We start from the raw sequence: 24,910 nt of genomic DNA on the forward strand, positions 1-24,910 counted from the left end.
GGTCCGCGGCGCGCGCTGCCCGATGGTGATCACGACCCGGTGCTAGCGCCTCGTCGCCTTGCCATCCAGCCACAGGGTGTCGGACGCGTCGCGGTGGACGCCGGTGGTACCGACGTGCTTGCCCGGGATCGTCGGCCCGTTCTTGATCACGTGGACCAGGGCCATCGCGTGCCCGCGCCCCACGCCGTAGTCCTCCCGCAGCCACTCGATCACCGCGCCCGCCCTGACCTGCGGCCCCTCGAACCCGCGGGTCGCGGCGACGGCGAGCAGCGCCCGCGGGGTCATGCCGGTCTTGGTCTCGAGCGCGTCGATGTAGGCCTGGAACGACATGTCCGTCTCCTTCGTCAGCGGTTGCCTTCACCCCTGCGTCGAACTCGCCTCGCGGTTTTCGACAACCTCTTCGCCCGTACTGTTGGCGGCATGGATGCGCGCCGCGTGGACGACACCCGAAACGCCATCGGGGTGCTCACCCTGCTCTTTCAGGCGCCTCAGGACGCGGAGACGCGCAGCGGGTACCTGCAGCAGATGATCGGCGACGAGGACGCGGTGGCCGACATCGGGCGCGCGTTCACCGGCATGACCAACCTGGCCGCGCTCATCCTGCTCGACCACACGCGCCTGACCGGCGAGTCCGCCTCCGAGGTGCTGCGCCGGATCGCGCTAGTGCTGGACGCTTAGTCCCGCGCGGATCGCCATGACCGCCAACTGGGCGCGGTCGCGCGCGTTCACCTTGAGCATCGCGCGCCCGACGTGGGTGCGGACGGTGGCCGGGCTGACGTCCAGCGCGGCGGCGATCTCGTCGTTGGACCGCCCGGTGGCGACCCAGGCCGCAACCTCGCGCTCGCGCTCGGTGAGCTGGTCCATCGCGACCGGCGGCCCGCTGTCCCGCCCGAACCGCGCGATCACCCGGCGCGTGACCGAGGGTGAGAGCAGCGCCTCGCCGCCCGCCACCACGCGGATGGCCCGGATGAGCTCGGCCGGCTCGGCGTCCTTGAGAATGAACCCGGCCGCCCCCGCCTGCAGCGCCGCGAACACGTTCTCGTCCGTCTCGAACGTGGTGACCACGACGACCCGCGGGCCGCGGATCCGCTCGAGGGCCGCGATCCCGTCCAGCCCCGGCATACACAGGTCGAGCAGCACCACATCGGGTCGAGTGGCTTCGATGAGCGTGATCGCGGCCGCCCCGTCCGCCGCCTCGCCGACGAGCTCCAGGTCGGGTTCGCGCCCGATGAGCAGCCGCAGTCCACCGCGGATGAGCGCCTCGTCGTCGACCACGACCACGCGGATGTGCCCGTTCATTTCGGAATCTTCGCTTGTACCGTGAACGCCTCGCCGCCCCGCACCTCGAACACGCCGTCGGCGGCCTCCACCCGCTCGCGCATCCCGCCGATCCCACGGTTGCCGACGGTGACCGCCACCTCGCCGCCGTCCGCCAGCACCGTCACCGCGGCGCCCTGCCCGGGTGCGTGCTTGACCACGTTGGTGAGCGACTCGCGCACCACCTCGTACGCGATGCGGCGCTGCTGCTCACTGGCGCCCGGCAGCCCGTCGTACTCGAGCACCACGTCGACGCCGCCGGCCCGCACCCGCTCGACCAGCACCTCGATGTCGGCCGGCGAGTCGATGTTCTCGATCACCGCCCGCAGCTCGTCGAGCGCCTTACGGCTGGTGTCGCGGATGGCCCGCAGCGCCTCCCGGGCCTGCGCCGGCTGCTCGTCGAGCACGACCAGGGCGGCACCGGCCTGCATCGCCACCACGGCGAACCCGTGCCCCGCGACGTCGTGCACCTCGCGGGACACCCTGATCCGCTCCTCGAGCAGCGCCCGCCGGACGAGCTCGTCGCGCTCACGGTCGCGGGCCTGCCGCCGGACGTACACGAGGGCGCCGAGCGACCAGGGGACGATCAGCCAGCAGGCGCACCAGAGCAGCAGCCCGAACGCCAGCAGGTCCAGGTGCTGCGACATGCGCGGGAGCACGGCGGCGGTGGAGACCGCGGTGCCGATGGCGAGGGCGGTGGCCGACTCGCGCAGGGGCCGCCGCCGCGCGTACTCGAACATCGCCCAGACGATCGTCAGCAGAATGGGGCCGAAGGGGTACCCGAGCAGGAGGTACGCGTCGGTGACCCCGACCGCGATGCCGAACGCGATCGGCGGCCGGCCGCGCAGCGCGAGTCCCAGTGCGGCGACGGCGATGAGCACGAATCCGGCCGCGTCGAGGGGCCGGGGCGCGTCCTGGCCGAGCCCCGCGCGCCACCCGCCGATCGTGACCGCGACCGCGAAGAGGCCCGCGACCAGCCAATCCCGCCGCATGCCTCGAATCGTAGCGTCGCCTCTTCAGAACGGGGCGGTGTCCGAGTACGCGGCCTCGGGAGCGCGCGACTGGTTGGGGGCGAACTGCTCCCAGATACCCCGCCGCCGTACCAGCAGCTTGCGGGACAACAGATGCCGGTCGCCGGCGAAGAACACCCGGTCGACGGCCCGCCGCACCTTGGCCAGTCCCGGCGGCGACTGCGACCCGGTCACAATGACCACATCGCGCGCGGGCACGCCGACGACGAGCTCGCCGGGCACCGAACGTTCGAGACTCGCCCAGACCCCCTCGGCCAGCAACAGGCTGGAGGCGATGCCCTCAAAATTGAGCATGAGGGCCGGCGGCTGACCGTGAATGCCAACCGAATCGAGCCGTGCATCAAGGTTGTACGCGGCCTGGCGGCACAGCATGCGGCGGGGAAGCTCCATGCGTTGCAGGTCGGCCCACGTCACGAGACGCTGGCCGAACGGTGGGCCGTAGCTGTAGCCGACTCCCAGACCACCCATGAACTCATCGAGCACGGGCGCATGCACGTCGTCGCGACGACCGTCACGAAGCGGCGCGAGAACGGGGAGGAGCACGAGCTGCACGAGTGCAAACTAAGACCGTGACGGATGCGAGACAAGCTCTTGTTTTTGCGCCATCTGCTTGCTAGAAGCCCACTCCGCGCCCCTCACCCCCTGCTAGCTCCACTCATACGTGTCCATATTCACCTCAGTATGTATGCATCGATTCGATGACGGACCGCAACCGCCGCCCGGAGGTGCCCGCTCACGTAACCGAACGCACCGACACGAACACATCCGGCTGCACGGGTCGTCGGGCGCACCGGATGACGGGTTGCGCGCGGCGGTCCGGGGTGGACTGACGCGCCTGGATCGCGCCGCCTGGATCGCGCCTCCAACCGACCCGTCGATCTTCCGCGAGGGTGATTCGCTGGTCGCTGGTCGCTGGTCGCTGGTCGCTGGTCGCTGGTCGCTGGTCCGGTCCAGTCGCTGCTTGCGGGTCGCTGCTCTCGTCGCAGGTCGCTGGTCGTGGGTCGATCGTGCGTGACTGGGGGTTGCTCGGCATGCCCGCGACAGTTCGGTCCGGTGGCGGCGCGGGAATCCGGGGCAGCGGGGTGCGCGGATCGACGGCGGCGGGCTTGGCCAATTGCGCCGCTCGGTCTTGTGGCCGCGTTGTGCTCCTCGACCGACGCGGAAACCGTTGAGCGCCGTGACCCTCGCTTGCCGGCCGCCGGGTGGGCGGCGCACTGGCAGGGCGGTCTGCAGGGCGCCGCGGCGACCCCGGCTACGCGCACGGGCCTGGCCGAGGTGCTCGGGTGCTTCGGATCGACGGCGGCGGGCTTGGCTGACTGGGCCGCTTCGATTTGGCTGCGCGCGGGGCCTGGGCCGGGGTGCTCAGCGGGGAGCGGGTTTTCGGCGGCGGCGGCGGGACAGGGTTAGGCGGGTGAGGGTGGCCAGGGCTACGGCGGCGGTGCCGACGGCGAGGGTCAGGGTGGCGGCTCGGCGTACGTCGGCGGGGGTTGGCGGGCGGCCGTTGCCCAGGTGGGGGCGGACCTCGACGCGGGTGCCGTAGACGTTGCGGCCGCCCAGGCGGACGCCGAGGGCGCCGGCGGCGGCGGACTCGCATTGGCCTGAGTTGGGGCTGGGGTGGTGGGAGCCGTCGCGCAGCCAGGTGCGCAGGGTCTCGGTGGGGCTGCCGCCTACCAAGGGGGCGGCGGCTACAGTCAGGGCGGCGGTCAAGCGTGCGGGGGCGAGGTTGGCGGCGTCGTCCAGGCGGGCACTGGGAGTACCGAAGCGGGCGTATTTGCTGGAACGGTGGCCCACCATGGCATCGAGGGTGTTCACGGCCCGGTAGGCGACGATGCCGGGGACTCCGGCGACCGCGGCCCAGAACAGCGGGGCCACGATGGCGTCGGAGGTGTTTTCGGCCAGGGACTCGACCGTTGCTCTCGCCAGGTCGGGGGAGTCCAGGGCGGAGGGGGCGCGGCCGCAGAGGTTGGGGAGCTGGGCGCGGGCGGCTGGCAGGTCGCCGGCTTCCAGCTTGTCGGCCATGATGCGGCCCTCGCGGGCGAGGCTGGTGCCGCCCAGGGCTGACCAGGTGGCGGCGGCGGTCAGGGCGGTGCGGGCCAGGGGGCGGTTGCGGGTGAGGCGGGCGGCGGCGGCCGCGGCCAGGACCGGGAGGCCGACCGCCAGGGCGGTGAAGCGGGCGCCGGCCTGGCGGGAGTCGGCGTAGAGGCGGCGTTCGAGGGCGCCGGCGAAGCGGCCGAAGCCGGCTACCGGGTGCCAGCGGCGGGGGTCGCCGAAGATCGCGTCGAGGAGCGCGCCCAGGGCTATGCCGATCGCGTCTGCTGTTGCGCCTGCCTTGGAGCTCATGGGGGGAACGTACCGGGGGGGTGTGACAGTTTTGGGTGGGGCTGGGATTTGGCTGCTCAGAGGGGGCATTCCAAGTTTTGTCGTACCCCGGGTCCAGAATGAGCGGCGTGGAAGGCAAGGGTGGTCTGCTCGTCGCGGGAACAACGTCGGATGCGGGGAAGAGCCTGCTGACGGCGGGAATCTGCCGGTGGCTGCATCGGCGGGGAGTCAACGTGGCGCCGTTCAAGGCGCAGAACATGTCGAACAACTCGGCGGTGGCGATCGAGCCGGACGGGACCGGCGGTGAGATCGGGCGGGCGCAGGCGTTGCAGGCGGTGGCGTGTGGGCTGGCGCCGAGTGTGCGCTTCAATCCGGTACTGCTGAAGCCTGGATCGGATCGCCGCAGCCAGGTGATCGTGCTCGGGCAGGCGGTCGGGCACATCGGGGCGGCGAACTACGCGGAGATCAAGGACCGGCTGCGGGGGACGGTGCTGGAGACGCTGGCGGATCTGCGGCGGCGGCACGACGTGGTGATCTGCGAGGGGGCGGGCAGCCCGGCGGAGATCAACCTGCGGGCGATGGACCTGGCCAACATGGGGCTGGCGCGGGCGGCGGACCTGCCGGTGATCGTGGTCGGGGACATCGATCGGGGCGGGGTGTTCGCGGCGCTGTTCGGGACGGTCGCGCTGCTGGACGCCGAGGACCAGGCGCTGGTGAGCGGGTTCGTGATCAACAAGTTCCGGGGTGACTCGGGGCTGTTGCGGCCGGGGGTGGAGTCGCTGACGGCGCTGACCGGGCGGCCGACGTTCGGGGTGGTGCCGTGGTCGGATGACTTGTGGCTGGATGCCGAGGATTCGTTGGCGTACGACGGGCGGGTGCTGGGGCGGCCGGCGCCGGCGCGCGGGAGCCAGTGGTTGCGGGTGGCGGTGGTGCGGCTGCCGCGGCTGTCGAACGCTACGGACGCCGAGGCGGTGGCCTGCGAGCCGGGGGTGCAGGTGCGGCTGACGGTGGAGGCGGCGGACCTGGCCGACGTGGACCTGGTGGTCGTGCCCGGCAGTAAGTCCACTGTGGACGACCTGGCCTGGCTGCGGGAACGAGGGCTGGCGGACGCGATCGTGCGGCACGCCAAGGCGGGGCGGCCGGTGCTCGGGATCTGCGGCGGGTTCCAGATGCTGGCGGAGCGGATCGACGACGAGGTGGAGAGCGGGCGGGGCACCGTCGCCGGGCTCGGGCTGCTGCCGGTCGACATCGCGTTCGCCGAGCGCAAGACGCTGGCGTTGCCGAGTGGGACGGCGTTCGGCGGGGTGGCGGTGCGGGGGTACGAGATCCATCACGGGCAGGTCACCCGGGCCGCCTCCCAGCCGCTGATCCGGCTGGCGGACGGGACCGGGGAGGGGGCAGTGGAAGGGAACGTGTTCGGGACGCATTGGCACGGGGCGTTCGAGTCGGACGGGTTTCGGCGGGCGTTTCTGATGGAGGCGGCTCGGCTGGCCGGGCGGCATGGATTTGAGGTGGCGCCGGATACTTCGTTCGCGGCGCTGCGGGAGCGGACCGTGGATGTGCTCGGGGACCTGGTGGAGGAGCATCTCGACACCGAGGCGCTGTGGCGGCTGATCGAGGGGGGCGCGCCCAAGGGACTGCCGACGATCACCGTGGGACTGCGGTAGCGGTCCGACGGGTTCAGGGACAAGGAGCGGGGGAGCTGTGAAGGGGACGTTTGCGGGGCTGGCGGGGACGGTGCTGGAGCGGCCGGCTCGGCTGGGGGCGGTGCGGCTCGTGGGGGTTGACGGGCGGGCCGGGGCTGGGAAGACGACGTTCGCCGGGCGGCTGGCTCGGGAGTTGGGGCGGTCGCGGCGGGTGGCGGTGCTGCACACCGATGACTTCCTGGATGGGTGGAGCAAGTTGCTCATCTGGCAGCCGCGGATGCGGGAGTGGGTGCTCGAGCCGTTGCGGCGGGGGCAGGCGGGGGCGTATCGGCGGTACGACTGGGAGCGGGAACAGCTCGTCGACGACTGGACGGCCGTGGTGGTGCCGGATGTGTTGATCGTGGAGGGGGTGGGCAGCGCGTCGGTGGGGATGCGGGCGGATCTGACGCTCGCGGTGCTGGTCGGGGCGCCGCGGGAGCTGCGGTTGCGGCGGGGGCTGGAGCGGGACGGGGAGCGGCTGCGGGCGGAGTGGGAAAGGTGGATGGCCGCCGAAGACGGGCATTTCGCCGAGGACCGGCCCGAAACGGCCGTGGATGTGCTGGTCGACGGGGCGGCCGCGGAGGCGCATGATGCGGAAATTGAGTACATCATCGGCACGAGCGGGTGGACGGGTGGCGCAACACTGAGGGACGATCCGGAAAGCAGGCCGGACGGGGAGGAGCGGAGCGGATGAGCACTGACGAGGCGCAAGGCGGTAATCCTCCGGCGCGACGGCGGGTGGTGCTGACCGGGATCAGCTCCCGGGCCTGGGAGCACCCGGCCGACCGGGGCGCCCTGGTGGCGCTGCGGGAGTTGCGCGGATTCGACGATGTGCTCAAGTCACTGCACGCGCTGTGGAACGAGCGGGCGTGGCGGCTGCAGTTCCTGGGCAATGCGATTCGGGTCGATCACCGGCAGTACCCGCGGGTGCATCGGCTGCTCGCCGAGGCGGCGGCGGCGCTGGACGTGGCCGAGCTGCCGGAGCTGTACGTGCAGCAGGACCGGAACATCAACGGCATGTGCATCGGCATGTCGAAGCCGTTCATCGTGGTGAACTCCGGGGCCGTGGAGCTGCTCGACGACGAAGAGCTGCGCTGCATGCTCGGGCATGAGCTCGGGCATTTGATCAGTGGGCACGCGGTGTACCGGACGATGGTCATGATTCTGACGGACTGGGCGATCCGGTTGGCCTGGCTGCCGGTCGGGTCGATGGTGCTCCGGGCGATCGTGGCCGCGCTCATGGAGTGGTGGCGCAAGGCGGAGCTGTCGGCCGATCGGGCCGGGCTGCTCGCCTGCCAGGACCCGGCGGCGTCGCTGCGGCTGGCCATGAAGCTGGCCGGCGGCGGGGATCTGTCGGAGGTCGACACGACGGCGTTCCTGGAGCAGGCGGCCGAGTTCGATCGGGCCGGGGATCTCCGCGACAGCCTGATCAAGATCCGGATGGTGACCGCGCGGTCGCACCCGATGCCGGTGGCGCGGGCGGCCGAGGTGCGGGCCTGGGTGGACAGCGGGGAGTACCAGCGGATCCTGTCCGGGGATTACCCGCGGCGGGACGACGATGGCAACGCGTCGGTGAGCGAGGAGATCAAGGCGGCGGCGAACTCGTACCGCGAGGCGTTCAGCCGGTCGCAGGACCCGCTCGTGTCGCTGCTGCGCAAGCTCGGGGACGGGGCGGCGGACGTCGGCGGATGGGTCGGCGCCGGGGCCGGGCGGATGCGGGGCTGGATGCGCGGGGACGGGACCGACGGCGGGGGCGGGCGTACGGCGGAGTCGTAGGGTTCGCTGCCACGGCGCGGCACTGGGCTGAGAGGTCCGGGCCGCGCCGAGGTTGAGCGCTCCGGGCCGCGCCGAGGTGGAGCGCTCCGGGCCGCGCCGAGGTGGAGCGCTCCGGGACGAGGCGCGGGTGAGCATTGGGGCCGCGCCGCGGTGGAGCGCTCCGAAGCGGGGCCCGGGTGAGCGTTGTCGGCGGTGTGCGGTTCCGAGGTGGCCCCAGACGGCCGGCGGGGGTGTGAGAAGGGGCGGGCGGAAACGGGGCGCCGAGCGCGCCGGCGTGGCGTGCGCAGTAAGTTCGGCGTATGACAGTGCGAACCGAGGAAGAACTTCGCGCCGCGATCCGGCGGGAGATGCCGGGCGTACGCGCCGATCTGGAAGCGCTTGTCCGGATTCCGGGCATCGCGTTCGCCGGGTTTGATCACAGCCACGTCGAGCGTTCGGCCGAAGCCGTGGCCGAGCTGCTGCGCGGGGCGGGACTGCCCGATGTGAAGATCGTGCGCAAGGGCGGCCAGCCCGCGGTGATCGGGCGGAAGCCGGCCCCGGCCGGGGCGCCCACCGTGCTGTTGTACGCGCACCACGACGTGCAGCCCACGGGCGACCTGAAGCACTGGACGAGCGACCCGTTCGAGCCGGTCGAGCGCGACGGGCGCCTGTACGGCCGCGGGGTCGCCGACGACAAGGCCGGCGTCATGGCCCACGTGGCGGCGCTGCGCGCGTTCGGAGACGACCTGCCCGTCGGTGTCGTGGTGTTCATCGAGGGCGAGGAGGAGTACGGCTCGGAGTCGCTCGAGGACCTGCTCCGGGAGTACCGGGACGAGATCGCCGCCGACGTGATCGTGATCGCCGACTCCGGCAACTGGGCGATCGGCCAGCCGGCGCTCACGACCGGACTGCGCGGCATCGTGAACGGGTTCGTCGAGGTGAAGGTGCTGCAGAACGCGGTACACAGCGGAATGTTCGGCGGGGCGGTGCCGGACGCGCTGATTTCCCTGTCGCGGCTGATCGCGAGCCTGCACGACGACAACGGGGACGTGGCCGTGGAGGGGCTGCTGCGCAAGGAGGCGGCGCCGCTGGTGTACCCCGAGGACCGGTTCCGGCACGAGGCGGGCCTGCTGGAGGGGGTACAGCTGCTCGGTACCGGCAGCCTGGTCGAACGGGTCTGGACGCACCCTTCGATCTCGATTCTCGGCATCGACGCCCCGGCGACGCAGGGCGCTCCAAACGCGTTGATCCCGCGGGCCAAGGCGAAGTTCAGTGTGCGCATCGCACCCGGGGATTCAGCCCAGCGGGTGTACGAGGCGATCAGCGCCCACCTCCGCCGGCACGCGCCCTGGGGGGTGCACGTGGACATCGAGCTCGAACAGCTCGGCGAGCCGTGCACCATCGATGCGACCGGGCCGGCGTACGACGCGGCGCGCGCGGCGTTCACGGCCGCCTGGGACGGGGCGCAGCCGGTCGACATGGGCGTCGGCGGGTCGATCCCGTTCATCGCGACGTTCCAGGAGATGTTCCCGAAGGCGGCGATCCTCGTGACCGGCGTCGAGGACCCGGAGACGCTCGCGCACGGACCGAACGAGAGCCTGCACCTCGCCGAGTTCGAGCGGGTGTGCATCGCCGAGGCACTGCTGCTCGCCAAGGTCGCTCAGCTCAACGCCTGAAATGCGAAGAATGCCCGGCCAAAAGTCGGGCATTCCGGCGCAATCCCCCGTCGGGGTATAAGTCCGAAATGTCGCGGCGCGCCAGCGCCCGACATTTCGTCCCGGCGCGCCAGCGCCCGACATTTCGTCCCGGCGCGCCAGCGCCCGACATTTCGTCCCGGCGCGCCAGCGCCCGACATTTCGTCCCGGCGCGCCAGCGCCCGACATTTCGTCCCGGCGCGCCAGCGCCCGACATTTCGTCCCCCACAAAATTGAATTACTGCGGAGTAGCTTCCAGCCCATTGGCCGAGACGACAACAGCCTCCGCCGCGGCCAGCACCTGAATCGCGGCCAGCGGCTCGACCGCCGCCAGCGTCTCCATGGCCGAGCGCTGCCGCCGGATCCGGATCGGCCGCACCGCCGGCTTGCGCATCCGCGTCGCCAGGCCCAGCAGCGGCGCCCCCGCCACGAACAGCAGGGCACCGGCGGCGACCAGCAGCAGCGGCAGCCACGACGACTCCGCCATCGCCTCGCCGCCGAAGTGGCCGAGCAGCGCGCCGTACGTGGCCCAGAGCATCGCCGCGACCACGTCGTAGGTGGCGAACTTGCGGGTCGAGACGCCGTTGCGGCCCGCGTACAGCGCGGTGACCATGCGGCCCGCCGGGATGAAGCGGCAGAAGAGCACGGCGAGGAAGATGTGGCGCTGCATCGCCTCGTGCAGCCAGGCGGTCACCTTGGCCGCGCGCCGGGGAACCCGCGAGCGGCGCTCGCCCCGGCGGGCCAGGCGGCGGCCGACCAGGAAGGCCAGCAGGTCGCCGGCGACCACCCCGGCGGCGCCGGAGAGCACGAGCAGCGCGAGCTGGACGTGGCCGGACGCGGACAGGATGCCGCCGCCGATCATCAGGGCCTGTGCGGGTACGACGGGAACGAAGGCGTCAATGGTGAGCAGGACGAGAACCGTGGCGTACAGGACGCTCGGTGTGGACACGAGGTCCAGCACGGTGCTCACCATCTCGGACTCGCCATGCCCCGGCCCCCTACCAGAAACGAACACTTCCCCCGTTGACCATGGCAACACGGTTGCACCCGAACGCATGCCCAACTGCAGACGATTGTGTCCCGCGTCTCCTTTGAAATGGCTGAGAACACGCATACCCGCAGGTGGGAACCACCGGCGAACTAACCCAACGTCTCGTGGACGAAGCACCAGCGCCAGAACTCGCCCGGTTCGATCGATTGCATCACCGGGTGATGGCTGAGGAGGAAATGCTGGGTGGCGTGCCGGCGCGGCGACGAGTCGCAGCAGGCCACATGGCCGCACGCCAGGCACTGGCGCAGGTGTACCCAGTCGGTGAAGCCGCCCGCCACGCATTCCGGGCAGCCGTCCACCTCCGGCGGCTCAACCTTCTCCGCCGCCTCCAGATGCACGCAGGTCACAGATCCCCCCGCTCGAGCAGTGACTCTTCCAGGTCCATGTCGCGCTGCGCCTGGCGCAGCGTCTCCTCCGGGATTCTTCCCGAGTCCCGGGCCTTGCGGAAAACATCCCGCTCCGCGCCCAGCATCTCGCGGCGCAGCCGGGCGTACGCGGCGGACGGGGTTTCCCGGTCCGAGCGGCCCAGCCGCTCCCAGGCCATGTTGGAGCGGCTCAGGGCCATCTGCCGGAGGCGCTCCACGACGCCGTCGGGCGCGTCGCCGGCGATCTCCTCCAGGCGGGCCTTGCCGGCTCGCGAGGCCTCGTGCTGTACCGACGCCTCGGCCAGGGCATCCTCGGTCCGATCGTCGCCGGGCACCTTCAGCCGGCGCGCGACCGCGGGGAGGGTCGCGCCCTGCAGCACCAGGGTGGCCACGATGACGCCGAAGGCGAGGATGACGAACAGGCCGCGCGGGTAGTGATCGCCGTTCGCGAGCGTCTCGGGCAGCGAGAGCGCGGCGGCGAGCGTCACCGCGCCGCGCATGCCGGCCCAGGAGATGACGGCCGGCCCGGCGAGGGAGGCGCGCTGGCCGTTGCGGCGGGCGCGGGGGAGCAGGCGGGCGAGGTACGCCGTGGGGAACAGCCACACGATCCGCGCCACGATCACCACGCCGACCACGGCGGCCAGGGCGCCCATCGTGAACGCGAACGAGCGCTCCACGTCGGCGATGAGCGCGCGCAGCTGGAGCCCGACGAGCAGGAAGACGGCCCCTTCGAGCAGGAACTTCACCATCCGCCAGAAGGCGTCCATCTGCAGCCGGGAGGCGGCCGACATCAGGGTCGGCATCCGGTGGCCCAGCGACAGGCCGCAGACCACGACCGCGACCACCCCGGACGCGTGGATGGACTCGGCCGGCAGGAACACCAGCCACGGGGTGAGCAGCGAGACCGCGTTGTCGATGAGCGGGTTGGTGACCCGCTTGTGCACGAAGCCGATGAGCAGTGCACCCGCCACGCCGAGGGCGACGCCGCCCAGGACCGCGATCGAGGCCTCCTTGGTGATCGACCACCCGTCCATCGCCGTGCCGACCGCGGCGGCCACCGCGACCCGCAGCGTGACCAGGGCGGTCGCATCGTTGATTAGGCTCTCGCCCTCCAGGACGGTGACCACGTTGCGCGGCAGCCCGATGCGCCGGGCGACCGCCGTGGCCGCGACGGCATCGGGCGGTGCCACGACGGCGCCAAGGGCAAGACAGGCCGCCAGTGGTACTCCCGGCAGCAACATCTGCAGCGTGAACCCCACGGCCGCCGTGGTGAACAGCACGAGCCCGACCGCCAGCAGCAGGATCGGGCGCAGGTTGAACTTGAACGCCGGCACCGAGGTCTCCAGCGCGGCGACGTAGAGGATCGGCGGCAGGATGCCGATCAGCACCACCTCGGGGTCGAGCTCGACCTCCAGGACCCCGGGAATGAACGAGATCACGATGCCGACGATGACCAGCAGGATCGGCGACAGCATGCCGATCCGGCGGGCCAGCACCGAGGTGGCGACCACGACCGCGATGAGTCCGACGATGTTTTCGAGCCCGTGCACGGGCGAAGCTTATCCACGGTGCGCTCCGCCACTGAGACGAGTGACGGGCGCCACACGGACAGTCCGGCAACCGCGCGGGTGACCGGCGCGTGCAAGACCGGGCCCGGGCCTGAGACACTCTTCCCGCACATGCAGCAAGCCGCGACGTAGGGGAGGATCGTCCTCATGTGTGCCGAGCGGCAAAGATCTCGTCCCTCCGGGCGGGGGTGAGGCATGGCCGACGTCAGCACGACCGTGGACCTTCGTGACCGCCGGATCGGACCCTTCGCCGGCGAGCGCATCCGCGTGCTGCTCGTCGAGGACGACCCGGGCGACGCGTTCCTGGTCCGCGAGCTGCTCGCGGAGGCCGACGCGCCGTTCGACGTCGATGTCGCGCAGACGATCCGGGAGGCCCGCCCGCGCTTCCGCGAGGTGCACTGCATCCTGCTCGACCTGGGCCTGCCCGACGCCAGCGGCCTGGACGGGCTGCGCCAGGTGCTGCAGCACGTGGCCGGGGCCGCCGTCTGCGTGCTGACCGGGTTGGAGGACGAGCATCTCGGCACCGCCGCCGTCGCCGAGGGCGCGCAGGACTATCTGGTCAAGGGTTCGGTCGACGGGGCCGGGCTGGCCCGGGCCGTGCGCTACGCCGTCGAGCGCAAGCGCGCCGACGAGCAGGCCCGGCTGCTGCGCGAGTCCGAGCTGCGCCAGGCCGAGTCGTCCCGGCTGGAGCGCGGCCTGCTCCCGCAGCCGCTCATGCGCGACGTGCCGGCCGAGCTGTACAACATCTACCGCCCCGGCCGCGACCGCGCGCTGCTCGGCGGCGACTTCTTCGACGCGATCGGGGTCGACGGCGGCCGCCGGCTGCACCTGCTCATCGGCGACGTCTGCGGGCACGGGGTCGACGAGGCCCCGCTCGGCGTCGCGCTGCGGGTCGCCTGGCGCGCCCTGGTGCTGGCCGGCGTGCCCGAGGAGCACATTCTCGACTCCCTCGAACAGGTGCTGGTGGCCGAGCGGCGCACCGACGAGCTGTTCGCGACCGTGGCGGTGGCCACCGTCGACTTCCGGGCGAGCACCGTGCGCATCCGGCTGGCCGGCCACCCGCCGCCGATTCTGATCTCCGGCAACCGCGCGACGCCGTGCGACGTCGACCCGGGCCTGGTGCTGGGCGTCATCCCGGGGATGCCCCGGCCGGCGGCCGAGATCCCGCTGGGTCCGGCGGGGCAGTGGTCGCTGCTGTTGTACACCGACGGGCTGATCGAAGGCGCCGCGGAGCCCGACGCGCGCTCGGCCGACCGCCTCGGCGTCGACGGTCTGTGCCGGGTGCTCGAAGGCCCGCACCGCGCCGACCCCCGCGACCTGCCCGGCTGGCTCACGCTGCAGGCCGAGGCCCACAACGGCGGTCCCGTCCAGGACGACATCGCCGTGCTCGTGCTGACCCCCTCGAGGAGCTCATGAACCCCTCCACCTGGTCGCTGTGGCGGCGCATCACCGCACTGTGCGCCGTCGTCGCCGGTCTCCTCGTGGTGATCGCGGTCGGCGCCACGGTCACGGCGGCGGCCAACCGCAGCGAGACCGAGCAGGTGATGGACCGCCTGACGCCCGCACTCGTCAACACCGAGCGCTTGTACTCCCAGTTGCTGCGCCAGCAGTCCAGCGTCCGCACGTACCTGCTGACCGGCAAGGACTCGGATCTCGACAACTACCGCGACGGGCAGGGCCAGGAGGCGGCGATCATCGCCGAGACGCGGCGCATGGTCGCGGGCGAGCCGAAGCTGCTGAGCGCGGTCGACGGGATCGCCGCGGCCACCGCACGGTACCGCCGCGAAATCGCCGAACCGCTGATCAGCCAGACGCGGGCGAACGGGGTGAATCCGGACACCGCGGCGCCGACCGACCAGTCGCGGGCCGTCTACAACGACGCCGCCGGCCAGATCAACGCGCTCTCCCAGCTGCTGTCGGTCCGTCGCGACGAGGTGACCAGGCAGGTCCGGACCAGCGGCAACCTCCTCGTGCTCCTGCTGATCTTCGCCGCCGTGGTGGTCGTGGTGGCCGGCATCGTGCTGGCCTTCCTGCTGCGCCGGCTCGTCACGCGCCCCGTCACCGACCTGGCCGGCGAGGTGCGGCGGGTGGCCGGGGGCGACTACGAGTACGAGATCAGGAGCACCGGGCCGCCGGAGCTCACGGCGCTCGCGGACGACGTGGACACCATGCGCCGCCGGATCAACGCCGACCTCACCGACGTGCAGGACTCCCGGCGGCTGGTCGAGGAGGCCAACCGCATGCTGGAGCAGCAGGCGGCCGAGCTGACCCGGTCCAACCGCGACCTCGAGCAGTTCGCCTACGTCGCCAGCCATGACCTTCAGGAGCCGCTGCGCAAGGTGGCGAGCTTCTGTCAACTGCTGCAGCGTCGGTACTCCGGGCAGCTCGACGAGCGCGCCGACCAGTACATCGCCTTCGCGGTCGACGGGGCCCAGCGGATGCAGCGGCTGATCAACGACCTGCTCGCCTTCTCGCGCATCGGACGGCTCACGAACGGGTTCACCGACGTCGACCTCAACAAGGTGGTCCAGGACGCGGCCGCACAGTTCGACGCCCAGCGCGAGGCGACCAACGCCGAGATCGTCTTCACCGACCTGCCCGTGGTGCGCGGCGAGGAGCCGCTGCTGGGCGCGCTGTTCAGCAACCTCATCGGCAACGCCATCAAGTTCCGCCGGCCCGACGTGCCGCCGCGCATCGTGATCCAGGCGACCCCGGGCGAGGACGAGTTCGAGATCAGCGTCGAGGACAACGGGATCGGCATCGAGCCCGAGTTCGCCGACAAGGTCTTCGTGATCTTCCAGCGCCTGCACGCCAAGGAGACCTACCCCGGCACCGGCATCGGGCTGGCCATCGCGAAGAAGATCGTCGAGTACCACGGTGGAAGGATCTGGATCGATCCGTCGCCGCGTGAAGGTACGCTGTTCCGGTTCACGTTGCCGGTACCTGTTCCCGCTCTTGCTGAGGAGTCCGCCTCATGACCGCACCCGCGGAGTCGTCCCTGCCGATCGAGGTGCTGCTCGTCGAGGACGACCCGGGCGACGTGCTCATGACGCAGGAGGCGTTCGAGGAGCACAAGGTCCGCAACAAGCTCAACGTGGTGCAGGACGGCGAGGAGGCGCTGGCGTACCTGCGGCGCGAGGGCAAGTACGCCGACGCGACCCGGCCCGACCTGATCCTGCTCGACCTCAACCTGCCGCGGGTCGACGGGCGCGAGGTGCTCGGGGTCATCAAGGAGGACCAGGACCTGCGGCGCATCCCGGTCGTGGTGCTGACCACCTCGCAGGCGGACGAGGACATCCTGCGCAGCTACTCGCTGCACGCCAACGCCTACGTGACGAAGCCGGTGGACTTCGACAGCTTCATCGCCGTGGTACGTCAGATCGACGAGTTCTTCGTGAGCGTCGTCAAGCTGCCGCCACGTAGCTGAGCGCTGTCGAACTGCGCCCCGCGCGGCTGAGCGTGGTTGCGCCGCCGCCGCGCGACCGGGGTGTGGTCAAGCCGCTGTGCGACTGCGTACGGTCAAGCCGCTGCGGCACGGCGGCTCAGCGTCGCCGGGCCGCGGTGCGGGCGAGCGTCGTCGAGCTGCCTCGGCGCGACTGAAGCCACAAGCGCGGCAGCCATAAGCGCGGGTCGGGCGAGCTGCGCGGGTCGGGCGAGATCCGCAGGGCGCCTACTGCTTGCCGGCGTGGACTTCGGGCGGGTTGTGGGCCGGCACCGGGAGCTCGATCTTGTGCACCCGGTCCCAGGCCTCGATCACCGCCGAGGTCACGTGGGCGCGGAAGTAGTCGTTCGCGCTCAAACGGTTGGTGACCGGCTCCTCGTTCTCCGCGAGCAGCAGCCCCGGCACCAGATGGAGACCGTTCTGCACCGCGGCGCTGAGCCGGCGGTGGCCGTCGATCACGTAGTAGTCCTGGCCGCTGTGGCCGATGGTCAGCGGCTCCAGGTCGCCGGGGGCGGCGCCCGCCAGCTCTTGGGCGAGGGTCTCGTCGGCGAAGTCGATCTCGCGCGTGGGGTACACCCGCATCGGGTCGAGCAGCAGCAGGGGGGCCCGCTCGCGGAGGATCTCGGCGCCGAGGCGGCCCTCGAAGGCGGCCTGCACGGCGGAGACGACCTGGTCGGGGTTGGCCCGGGTGCTGTCCGCGACGAGGTCGTAGTTGCGCAGCCGGTACTTGTCCGCGCCGTACCGCGTCAGGAAGCGCATCCGCTCGCTCTCGCTGCGGCTGTGCAGCTCCCGCTTGGCCTCCTCCATGGAGGCGTAGTTCTCGACCTCGGAGTGCGGACGGGCCAGCACGCGGCGGGCGGCCTCGTTCGGCTCGGTGATCAGGTGGACCTTGAACGCCTCGTGGAAGAAGAACCAGGCCAGCCGGCTGTCGACGATGAGCTGCTCGCCGGACTGCGCGATCTCGCTCTGCAGGTTGTCCACCGCGCTGTCGATCGCGTCGTCCAGCTCGGCGTGGAGGTTGAGCTGGAGGGCGGTCATGCCGCGGCGCTGGGCCATCTCCCGGTACATGTCGCCGACGCTGATGCGCCGCAGCCCGAGCCGCTTGGAGAGCTCGACGGAGACGGTGGACTTGCCGCTGCCGAGGTCCCCGTTGATAACGACCGACCGGTGATTGCTCATGCGCCAACTCTCCAGGTAGTGAGGCGTCGCGAGCCTAACACGCCCCTGTTGCAGCCCATTTCTTCGTTCTACCCACGGAGTACGAAGCGGATTCACCCGAACGGGCTGCGCAGGCAGGTAATGCGGAGGAAACATCTGGGTGGCAGCATCCGGCCACCACCGCCCAACGGAGGTCACACGTTGTTCCTGACCCGCCATGAGCAGGAGCGCCTGCTGATCCACGTCGCCGCCGACGTGGCCCAGCGCCGCAAGGACCGCGGGCTGAAGCTCAACTACCCGGAGGCTGTCGCGATCATCACCGCCTTCCTGCTGGAAGGTGCGCGGGACGGCCGGACCGTGGTGGACCTGATGGAGGCCGGGCGGCACGTCCTCGGCCGCGCCGACGTCCTCGAGGGCGTCCCCGAGATGCTGGCGGAGGTGCAGGTGGAGGCGACGTTCCCGGACGGCACCAAGCTCGTGACCGTTCACCACCCGATCCCATGATCCCCGGCGAGGTGCTGCCCGGCGAGGGGCCGGTCGAGATCAACTCCGGCCGGGCCGAGCTGTCGCTCACCGTCCGCAACACGGGCGACCGGCCGGTGCAGGTCGGCTCCCACTACCACTTCGCCGAGGCCAACGACGCCCTGGAGTTCGACCGGGCGGCGGCTTCCGGGCACCGGCTCGGCGTACCGGCGGGCACGTCCGTCCGCTTCGAGCCCGGCGTGGCCCGCGAGGTCGTGCTGGTGCCGCTCGGCGGTCGCCGGATCGTCCCCGGCCTGCGGAAGAAGGCATCATGAGACTCGACCGGGAGCGGTACCGCACCCTCTACGGCCCCACCACCGGCGACCGCGTCCGGCTGGCCGACACCGACCTGTTCATCCAGGTGGAGCAGGACCACTGCGCGGGCGGCGACGAGGCCGTCTTCGGCGGCGGCAAGGTCATCCGGGAGTCGATGGGGCAGTCCCGCGCGACCCGCGCCGAGGGCACCCCCGACACGGTCATCACCGGCGCGCTGATCCTCGACCACTGGGGCATCGTCAAGGCCGACGTCGGCATCCGCGACGGGCGGATCGTCGGCATCGGCCGGGCCGGCAACCCGGACATCATGGACGGCGTCGACCCGGCCCTTGTCATCGGCCCGGCCACCGAGATCGTGGCCGGCAACGGGCGCATCCTCACCGCGGGCGCCATCGACTGCCACGTGCACCTGATCGCCCCGCTGGTCCTGGAGGAGGCCCTGGCCAGCGGCATCACCACGATCGTCGGCGGCGGCACCGGACCGGCGGAGGGCAGCAAGGCGACCACCGTCACCCCGGGCGCCTGGCACCTGGCCCGGATGCTCGAGGCGCTCGACCCGTGGCCGGTCAACGTGCTGCTGCTCGGCAAGGGCAACACCGTCTCCGAGGAGGCGATGTGGGAGCAGCTGCGCGCCGGTGCCGGGGGCTTCAAGCTGCACGAGGACTGGGGCACCACCCCGGCCGCGATCGACGCCTGCCTGCGGGTCGCCGACGCCTCGGGCGTGCAGGTGAACATCCACACCGACACCCTCAACGAGGCCGGCTTCGTCGAGGAGACCCTGCGGGCGATCGCGGGGCGGAGCATCCACGCGTACCACACCGAGGGAGCCGGCGGCGGCCACGCACCCGACATCATCACGGTCGCCGGGCACCCGAACGTGCTGCCGTCCTCGACCAACCCGACCCGCCCGTACACCCGCAACACGCTCAGCGAGCACCTCGACATGCTCATGGTCTGCCACCACCTGAACCCGGCCGTCCCCGAGGACCTGGCCTTCGCCGAAAGCCGCATCCGCCCGTCCACGATGGCCGCCGAGGACCTCCTGCACGACCTCGGCGCGATCTCCATCATCGGCTCCGACTCCCAGGCCATGGGCCGCGTCGGCGAGGTGGTCCTGCGCACCTGGCAGACCGCCCACGTGATGAAGCGCCGGCGGGGCGCCCTGGCCGGCGACGGGCCGGCGGACAACGAGCGGGCCAAGCGGTATGTCGCGAAGTACACCATCTGCCCGGCGGTTGCTGCTGGCATCGACCACGAGGTCGGCTCGATCGCGATCGGCAAACTGGCCGACCTGGTGCTGTGGGACCCGGCGTTCTTCGGGGTCCGCCCGCACGCGGTGATCAAGGGCGGCGCGATCGCGTGGGGCGCGATGGGCGACGCGAACGCCTCCATCCCGACGCCGCAGCCGATCCTGTCCCGCCCGATGTTCGGCGCCTATGGTGCGGCCGCCCCCGCGACCAGCCTGGCGTTCGTAGCCCCGGCCGCGATCGAGGACGGGCTGGCCGAGCGCCTGGGGTTGCGCCGCCGGCTGTCCCCGGTCGCGAACACGCGCTCGATCGGCAAGGCCGACCTCCCGCGCAACGACGCCCTCCCGCGCATCGAGGTGGAGCCCGACACCTTCACCGTGCGCATCGACGGCGAGGTGGTCGAACCCGACCCGGTCGAAGAACTTCCCATGGCGCAGCGGTACTTCCTGTTCTGACCATGAACACCGACCTGCTGATTCTCGCCGACGGGCGGTTCCCGTCGGGTGGCCACGCGCACTCCGGCGGGCTGGAGGCGGCGGTCGCGCGCGGTCGCGTCACCGACCTCGACGGCGTGCGGGCGTTCCTGCGGGGGCGCCTGCGCACGGCGGGCCTGGTCGGGGCGGCGTTCGCGGCCGCGGCGTGTGCGCGCCCGGACGCGATCGAGGAGCTCGGTGCGGAGCTCGACGCGCGGACGCCCTCGCCCGCGCTGCGCCTCGCCGCGCAGCGTCAGGGGCGTTCGCTCTGCCGGGCCGCGCTCGTGGTCTGGCCGGGCGAGCATGTCGAGCGGGCCGCGCGGGCGCGCGTCGCGCAGCCGATCGCGCTCGGGGTCGCCGCCCACGCCGCCGGGTTGAGTCCGCTGGAGGCGGCCCAGATCGCCGCGTACCACGCGATCTCCGGCCCGGCCAGCGCGGCCGTGCGGCTGCTGGGGCTCGACCCGTATCGCGTGCACGCCGTGCTGGCCGAGCTCGGCGCCGAGTGTGACGAGGTGGCCCGCGAGGCCGCTACATCCGCCCGTGGACCGATCGGGGACCTGCCGGCGGCATCGGCGCCGCTGCTCGACGTCTCCGCCGAGGACCACGCCGCATGGGAGGTACGACTCTTTGCATCCTGAACACGATCACGAACATGATCACGAACACGGTCCGGACGAGGTGCCGCACACGCATCCGCATCCCGATGTCGACCCGCATCACCCGCTGCCGCAGACCAGGCGCGCCGTGCGCATCGGGATCGGTGGTCCGGTCGGCTCGGGCAAGACGGCGCTGGTGGCCGCGCTGTGCCGGAGTCTGTCGGAGGACCTGCGGGTGGCGGTGGTGACCAACGACATCTACACCACCGAGGACGCCGACTTCCTGTTGCGCAACGGGGTGCTGCCCGCCGAGCGGATCCGGGCCGTGGAGACGGGGTGCTGCCCGCACACCGCGATCCGCGACGACATCTCGGCCAACCTCGACGCGATCGAGGAGCTGGAGGAGAGCCTCGGCGCGCTCGACGTGATCCTGGTCGAGAGCGGCGGGGACAACCTCACCGCCACGTTCAGCAAGGGGCTCATCGACCGGCAGATCTTCGTCGTCGACGTGGCCGGCGGGGACAAGGTGCCGCGCAAGGGCGGGCCTGGCGTCACCTCCGCCGATCTGCTCGTGATCAACAAGACCGACCTGGCGCCGCTGGTCGGGGCCGATCTCGGGGTGATGGAGCGGGACGCGGCCGCGCGGCGGGGGGAGCTGCCGACCGTGTTCCTGTCGCTCGTCGAGGACCGCGCGGCCACGCCGGTGCAGGACTGGGTTCGCGGCCTGGTCGCCGGCGCATGAGGGCGGCAGCGCGCATCGTCGCCGAGCGCGAGGGGGCGCGTACCGTCCTGCGCGTCCTCAAGGGCGAGGCCCCGCTCCTGCCGCGGCGTACGGGCGCGCACAGCGTGCACCTCGTCGGCGGCGCGGCGGGGCCGCTCGGGGGCGACGAGCTGAGCCTGGAGCTGGAGGTGGGCCCGGGCGCGGAGCTCTGGGTGCACACCGTCGCCGCGAGCATCGCCCTGCCCGGGCGCGACGGCGCGGAGTCGGTCCTCTCCGTGCACGCCACCGTGGGGGAGGGTGGCTTCCTGGCCTTCCTGCCCGAGCCCATCGTCGCGGCCGCGCGCTGCCGGCACCACAACGTGTCCACTGTGGACCTAAACCGAACCGCCCGGCTGCTCTGGCGCGAGGAGGCGGTGTTCGGCCGCTACGGTGAGGCGCCGGGTGACCTGCGTCTTTCGACCACGATCCGCCGCGAGAGCCGTCCCTGGTACCGCAGCGACTTCACCGCCGACAGCGGTCCGGCCGTCCTGGGCGGCGCGCGCGTCCTCGCGACACTCGTCAGGACCGACCAGGCCCAGGTGCCAGCCACGCACCGGGCGGCGGTCATGGCGCTTGTGCAGGGCGGCGTTGCGGTGACCGCGCTCGGCGACGATCTGACCGAGACCCGCGCGGTCACCGACCCGCTGATCACGCCGGCGCTGTAGCCGGCCGGCGCCCGGCCAGGCGCAGCACCGTGCCGGCCCCCAGCGCGCCGAGGCCCGCCATCACCATCGTGGTCAGCGCCAGGCCCGTCACCGGCAGCGTGGACGACGCCGCGGGCACCGTCACGGCCAGCGCCAGCGTGTGCGTCACCCCGTTCGCGTCCACGCCCAGCGCGACCAGCCGGTGCTCGCCCGCGGCCAGTCCGGCCGGCACGGTCACCGGCTGGCGCACGTCGCCGTTCGCGTCCGCGACCGCGGTGGCCAGCAGGGTCGCGGTGGAGTACAGGGCGATCGTCACCGTCGAGTGCGGCGCGAACCCGTGGCCGAGCACCGTGATCCGCTCGCCCGGCGCGGCCGTGTCGATGTCGCCGCGGTCCGTGGTCAGGGCGGCGTTCGCGGCCGGCGGGGTGGCCGGCAGGCTCGGGGCCGTCGCGGTGACGCTCGGCGAGGTCGCGGCGGCCGAGTCGCGGCCGAAGGTGCCCTTGGCGACCACCGAAACCGTGTACGGGGTGCCCGCGACCGCGCCCAGGACGCAGCCGGTGCCGGTCGGGCCGGTCTCGCAGGTGGCCGGGCCGGGCGTGGCCGTGACAAGGTAGCCGGCGATGCCGGAGCCGGCCGCGCCCGCCGTCCAGTGCACCGCGAGCGAGGCCGTGCCCGCGTCGACCGTCACGGTCGGCGCGGACGGGGCGATGCTCGGGGTGCCGGTGACCGCCGCGCTCGGAAGGGAGTCGACAGCGCCGCTCGCCACGACCGTGATCGTGTACTGCGTCCCGTTGTCCAGCCCCGCGATCGTGCACGCGAGCGCGGGCGCGGCGACCTGGCACTCGGGCCGCGGCGAGCTCGCGCCCACCGGGACGGCGATCGCGTGGTACGTGATGCCGCCCCCGGCCGGGGTGCCCGCGGTCCAGGTGACCGTGGCCGTACCGTCGCCGGGCACGATCGACACGATGGCCGGCGCGCCGGGCGCCTCGACCGCGCTCAGCGCCGCCGACGCGGCCGAGGCCGGGCCGGTCCCGGCACCATTGGCCGCGGTCACCCGCACCTGGTACGACGCGCCCACCTCCAGCCCGGACAGGGTGCACGGGCTCGCGGCCGGGGCCGCGCACGGGCCGGTGGCGACGGGGGCGAACGCGCCGCCGTCCTTCGCCACCTCGACCGTGAAGCCGGTCGCGGGCCGGTCGGCGCCGCCGGGGTACGTCCAGGCCACCTTGATCGCGCGGTCGCCCGCCAGGCTCAGCGTCGGCGGGCCGGCCGCGACCGGCGTGGTGACCGCCGCGGTGGCGGCCGTCGCGGCGGATTGGGTGCCCTCGACCGAGCCGGCCAGCGAGGCGATCGTGAACGTGTACGCGGTGCCGGGGGCCAGGCCGGTGACCGTGCACGGGCTCGCGGTGGGCGCGCCCGCGCAGGTGCCGGCGGCGACGGGCGCGTAGGGGCCGCCGTCGGAGCCGTACACCTTGAAGGAGCCCGCGGTCCCGCTCCAGGCCACGCTGAGGGTGCCGGGCGCGGTCGCGGTCACCGTCCCCGGGGTCGGCGCGGCCGGTGCGGCCACGGCGGTCACCGCGGTCGAGGGCGACGACGCCGCGCTGACCCCGGCCGCGTTGCCCGCCAGCACCTCGAAGCGGTAGGAGCCGCCCGCGACCAGCCCGGTGACCGTGCACGGGCTCGCGACCGGCGCGCCCGCGCAGGTGCCGGCCGCGGCCGGGGCGAACGCGCCGCCGTCGCGGGAGACGAGCACCTGGTGGTCGGGCGCGGGCGCGGCGGGCGTCGACGGGCCGGCGAACGTCACGGTGAGCGTCAGGTCCCCGGTCGCCGCGGCGGACACCGTGCCCGGCGGGGTGGGCGGCTCGATCGCCGTCACCGCGACCGCGCCCGACGGGTCGCCCTCGAGCGAGCCGCGCACCGTGGCGACCTGGAAGTGGTACTCCTGGCCCGGGCTCAACCCGGTGAGGCCGCACGACGGGCCGGTGGGAGCGGCGCACGCGCCGGTGGTCACCTCGGTGTACGGTCCGCCGCTCGACGTCGCCCGGTAGACCTTGTAGGCGTCGGCCCCGCCGGTCGGCGCGGTCCAGCCCAGGTCGACCGCGCCGGAGCCGGGCGCGACCTGCGCGGTGAGGCCGCCGGGCGCGGGCGGGCCGACCGGGGTGATCGCGACGGAGCCGGCCGCGTAGTTGTCGCCGGTGCCGAAGGTGGGCTCTTCGTCCTGCCGCGCCGGGTCCACGTAGCTCGACCCGCCACCGCCCGGGCCGCCCGGGCGCGAGGTGCTGGCGCCGCCGCCACCGCCGCCGTAGTACCCGCCGCCGCCCCCGTGGCCCTCGTTGCCGCCGCAGCTGCACCAGCCGCCGTTGCCGCCGTTGCCCGCCGCGCCGGCCGTGCCGTCCGAGGCGGCCGGGCCGTCGAAGGCCGCGCCCCCGGCGCCGCCGGCGCTCTGGGTGCCCGGGCCGCCCTCGCGGCCGTATTCGTCGCCCGCGACCGTCATGTCGTAGCCGGGGGTGGCCGGCTTGCCGCCCGAGCCGCCGTCGTAGATGACGCCGCCGCCCCCGCCGCCCGCCACCACGGTCCGGTCGCCCAGGCCGCAGGTGCTCGCGGCCGCGCACGTGCCCTGCCGGATGTCGGAGGCGCCGCCGCCCACCACCCCGTCCGAGCCGCCGGCCGCGCCGCCGCCGTTCCAGCCGTCCCGGCCGCCGACCATCACCTGGATCGTGCCGCCGAGCGCGGCGGGCACCGAGATCAGCGCGGTGACCGCCCCGCCCGGGCCGCCGTTGTCGCCGCCGCCCTGCGCGCCCTTGGCGACGACCTTGAGCTGGGTGACCCCGGCCGGGACGGTGTACGTCTGGATCGCGCCCGTGTAGGAGAACGTCGTCGTGGCGGCGGCCGCGGGCGACTGGACGAGCCCCACGAGCGCCCCGGAACCGACCGCCGCGGCGGTGAGCGCCCCGACGGCGCGCGAGATGTTCACACGCTCAGTCGTAGTCCAACAACTTTGCGTAAT

General features: G+C 72.7%; 24 protein-coding genes. 14 read left to right on the forward strand and 10 right to left on the reverse strand.

The annotated features are described in order from the left end of the window. Positions 1-42 precede the first annotated feature (42 nt). Positions 43-330, reverse strand: coding sequence for a DUF4287 domain-containing protein (locus tag ACQP00_RS05810; protein ID WP_433215408.1), 288 nt, complete (start codon positions 328-330; stop codon positions 43-45). A gap of 90 nt (positions 331-420) precedes the next feature. On the opposite strand from ACQP00_RS05810, the gene ACQP00_RS05815 reads away from it, so the two are divergent. After that, positions 421-678 carry a hypothetical protein gene (locus ACQP00_RS05815; RefSeq protein ID WP_433056917.1) on the forward strand — a complete coding sequence of 86 codons (258 nt, stop codon included), beginning with the start codon at positions 421-423 and terminating at the stop codon, positions 676-678. On the opposite strand, the gene ACQP00_RS05820 is transcribed toward ACQP00_RS05815, so the two are convergent. From ACQP00_RS05820 to ACQP00_RS05835, 4 genes are all read right to left on the reverse strand, one after another. After that, complete coding sequence (locus tag ACQP00_RS05820; protein WP_433215416.1) at positions 661-1,299, reverse strand: response regulator; 639 nt, start codon at positions 1,297-1,299, stop codon at positions 661-663. The two genes, ACQP00_RS05815 and ACQP00_RS05820, sit on opposite strands and share 18 nt — an antisense overlap. Then, a complete protein-coding gene (locus tag ACQP00_RS05825; RefSeq protein ID WP_433215419.1) occupies positions 1,296-2,309 on the reverse strand; it encodes a sensor histidine kinase in 1,014 nt (337 codons plus the stop codon). Before ACQP00_RS05825 ends, ACQP00_RS05820 begins: the two co-directional genes overlap by 4 nt. Before the next feature lie 24 nt (positions 2,310-2,333). Further along, complete coding sequence (locus ACQP00_RS05830; protein WP_433215422.1) at positions 2,334-2,900, reverse strand: hypothetical protein; 567 nt, start codon at positions 2,898-2,900, stop codon at positions 2,334-2,336. 810 nt (positions 2,901-3,710) lie between these two features. Beyond that, positions 3,711-4,688: a cobalamin biosynthesis protein gene (locus tag ACQP00_RS05835; RefSeq protein ID WP_433215425.1), complete on the reverse strand. Its 978-nt coding sequence runs from the start codon at positions 4,686-4,688 to the stop codon at positions 3,711-3,713. A gap of 98 nt (positions 4,689-4,786) precedes the next feature. Here ACQP00_RS05835 and ACQP00_RS05840 point away from each other — a divergent pair, with 98 nt between their 5' ends. The 4 genes from ACQP00_RS05840 (at position 4,787) to ACQP00_RS05855 (ending at position 9,783) form a co-directional block, all read left to right on the forward strand. Continuing rightward, complete coding sequence (locus ACQP00_RS05840) at positions 4,787-6,334, forward strand: cobyric acid synthase (protein WP_433215428.1); 1,548 nt, start codon at positions 4,787-4,789, stop codon at positions 6,332-6,334. 37 nt (positions 6,335-6,371) lie between these two features. Continuing rightward, the gene (locus tag ACQP00_RS05845) at positions 6,372-7,046 is read left to right on the forward strand and encodes a uridine kinase family protein (RefSeq protein ID WP_433215430.1); all 675 of its coding nucleotides are present in this window, start codon (positions 6,372-6,374) and stop codon (positions 7,044-7,046) included. Further along, entirely contained in the window at positions 7,043-8,128 is a 1,086-nt protein-coding gene (locus tag ACQP00_RS05850) for a M48 family metallopeptidase (RefSeq protein ID WP_433215433.1), read from the forward strand. Before ACQP00_RS05845 ends, ACQP00_RS05850 begins: the two co-directional genes overlap by 4 nt. 299 nt (positions 8,129-8,427) lie before the next feature. Further along, positions 8,428-9,783, forward strand: coding sequence for a dipeptidase (locus ACQP00_RS05855; RefSeq protein WP_433215436.1), 1,356 nt, complete (start codon positions 8,428-8,430; stop codon positions 9,781-9,783). A gap of 256 nt (positions 9,784-10,039) precedes the next feature. Here the strand turns inward: ACQP00_RS05855 and ACQP00_RS05860 are convergent, their stop codons facing one another. The 3 genes from ACQP00_RS05860 to ACQP00_RS05870 all read right to left on the reverse strand — a co-directional run bounded on the left by ACQP00_RS05860 (position 10,040) and on the right by ACQP00_RS05870 (position 12,767). After that, positions 10,040-10,762 (reverse strand): DedA family protein, encoded by a 723-nt coding sequence (locus tag ACQP00_RS05860; protein WP_433215439.1) that lies wholly within the window; start codon positions 10,760-10,762, stop codon positions 10,040-10,042. A gap of 179 nt (positions 10,763-10,941) precedes the next feature. Beyond that, positions 10,942-11,199, reverse strand: a complete 258-nt coding sequence (locus tag ACQP00_RS05865) for a UBP-type zinc finger domain-containing protein (protein WP_433215442.1) — start codon at positions 11,197-11,199, stop codon at positions 10,942-10,944. After that, a complete protein-coding gene (locus tag ACQP00_RS05870) occupies positions 11,196-12,767 on the reverse strand; it encodes a Na+/H+ antiporter (protein ID WP_433215445.1) in 1,572 nt (523 codons plus the stop codon). Before ACQP00_RS05870 ends, ACQP00_RS05865 begins: the two co-directional genes overlap by 4 nt. Positions 12,768-12,980: 213 nt before the next feature. Between ACQP00_RS05870 and ACQP00_RS05875 the strand changes: the two genes are divergently transcribed. Genes ACQP00_RS05875 through ACQP00_RS05885 form a run of 3 tightly spaced genes read left to right on the forward strand, consistent with a single transcriptional unit; the run spans position 12,981 to position 16,212 of the window. After that, positions 12,981-14,201, forward strand: coding sequence for a PP2C family protein-serine/threonine phosphatase (locus ACQP00_RS05875; protein WP_433215448.1), 1,221 nt, complete (start codon positions 12,981-12,983; stop codon positions 14,199-14,201). Next, a complete protein-coding gene (locus tag ACQP00_RS05880; protein ID WP_433215451.1) occupies positions 14,198-15,763 on the forward strand; it encodes a sensor histidine kinase in 1,566 nt (521 codons plus the stop codon). The genes ACQP00_RS05875 and ACQP00_RS05880 overlap by 4 nt, the downstream gene beginning before the upstream one ends. Next, positions 15,760-16,212: a response regulator gene (locus ACQP00_RS05885; RefSeq protein ID WP_433215454.1), complete on the forward strand. Its 453-nt coding sequence runs from the start codon at positions 15,760-15,762 to the stop codon at positions 16,210-16,212. The genes ACQP00_RS05880 and ACQP00_RS05885 overlap by 4 nt, the downstream gene beginning before the upstream one ends. A gap of 243 nt (positions 16,213-16,455) precedes the next feature. On the opposite strand, the gene ACQP00_RS05890 is transcribed toward ACQP00_RS05885, so the two are convergent. Beyond that, entirely contained in the window at positions 16,456-17,406 is a 951-nt protein-coding gene (locus ACQP00_RS05890; RefSeq protein ID WP_433215457.1) for an AAA family ATPase, read from the reverse strand. A 180-nt stretch (positions 17,407-17,586) separates the two neighbouring features. Between ACQP00_RS05890 and ACQP00_RS05895 the strand changes: the two genes are divergently transcribed. From ACQP00_RS05895 to ACQP00_RS05920, 6 genes are read left to right on the forward strand one after another with little or no spacing between them, the layout of a single operon-like run. Then, on the forward strand, positions 17,587-17,889 hold the full coding sequence (locus ACQP00_RS05895) for an urease subunit gamma (RefSeq protein WP_433056951.1): 303 nt from the start codon (positions 17,587-17,589) through the stop codon (positions 17,887-17,889). Next, a complete protein-coding gene (locus tag ACQP00_RS05900) occupies positions 17,886-18,182 on the forward strand; it encodes an urease subunit beta (RefSeq protein WP_433215460.1) in 297 nt (98 codons plus the stop codon). The genes ACQP00_RS05895 and ACQP00_RS05900 overlap by 4 nt, the downstream gene beginning before the upstream one ends. Continuing rightward, entirely contained in the window at positions 18,176-19,885 is a 1,710-nt protein-coding gene (locus ACQP00_RS05905) for an urease subunit alpha (RefSeq protein ID WP_433223719.1), read from the forward strand. Before ACQP00_RS05900 ends, ACQP00_RS05905 begins: the two co-directional genes overlap by 7 nt. 2 nt (positions 19,886-19,887) lie before the next feature. After that, positions 19,888-20,541, forward strand: coding sequence for an urease accessory protein UreF (locus tag ACQP00_RS05910; protein ID WP_433215463.1), 654 nt, complete (start codon positions 19,888-19,890; stop codon positions 20,539-20,541). A 40-nt stretch (positions 20,542-20,581) separates the two neighbouring features. Beyond that, positions 20,582-21,241 (forward strand): urease accessory protein UreG, encoded by a 660-nt coding sequence (ureG, locus tag ACQP00_RS05915; RefSeq protein WP_433215466.1) that lies wholly within the window; start codon positions 20,582-20,584, stop codon positions 21,239-21,241. Then, positions 21,238-21,924: an urease accessory protein UreD gene (locus tag ACQP00_RS05920; RefSeq protein WP_433215469.1), complete on the forward strand. Its 687-nt coding sequence runs from the start codon at positions 21,238-21,240 to the stop codon at positions 21,922-21,924. Before ureG ends, ACQP00_RS05920 begins: the two co-directional genes overlap by 4 nt. Here ACQP00_RS05920 and ACQP00_RS05925 read toward each other — a convergent pair. After that, the gene (locus ACQP00_RS05925; protein ID WP_433215472.1) at positions 21,908-24,877 is read right to left on the reverse strand and encodes a fibronectin type III domain-containing protein; all 2,970 of its coding nucleotides are present in this window, start codon (positions 24,875-24,877) and stop codon (positions 21,908-21,910) included. The genes ACQP00_RS05920 and ACQP00_RS05925 overlap by 17 nt on opposite strands. Between the last annotated feature and the right edge of the window lie 33 nt (positions 24,878-24,910).

This window comes from Dactylosporangium sp. CS-047395 (assembly GCF_050942185.1).
Classification (GTDB): Bacteria; Actinomycetota; Actinomycetes; order Mycobacteriales; family Micromonosporaceae; genus Dactylosporangium.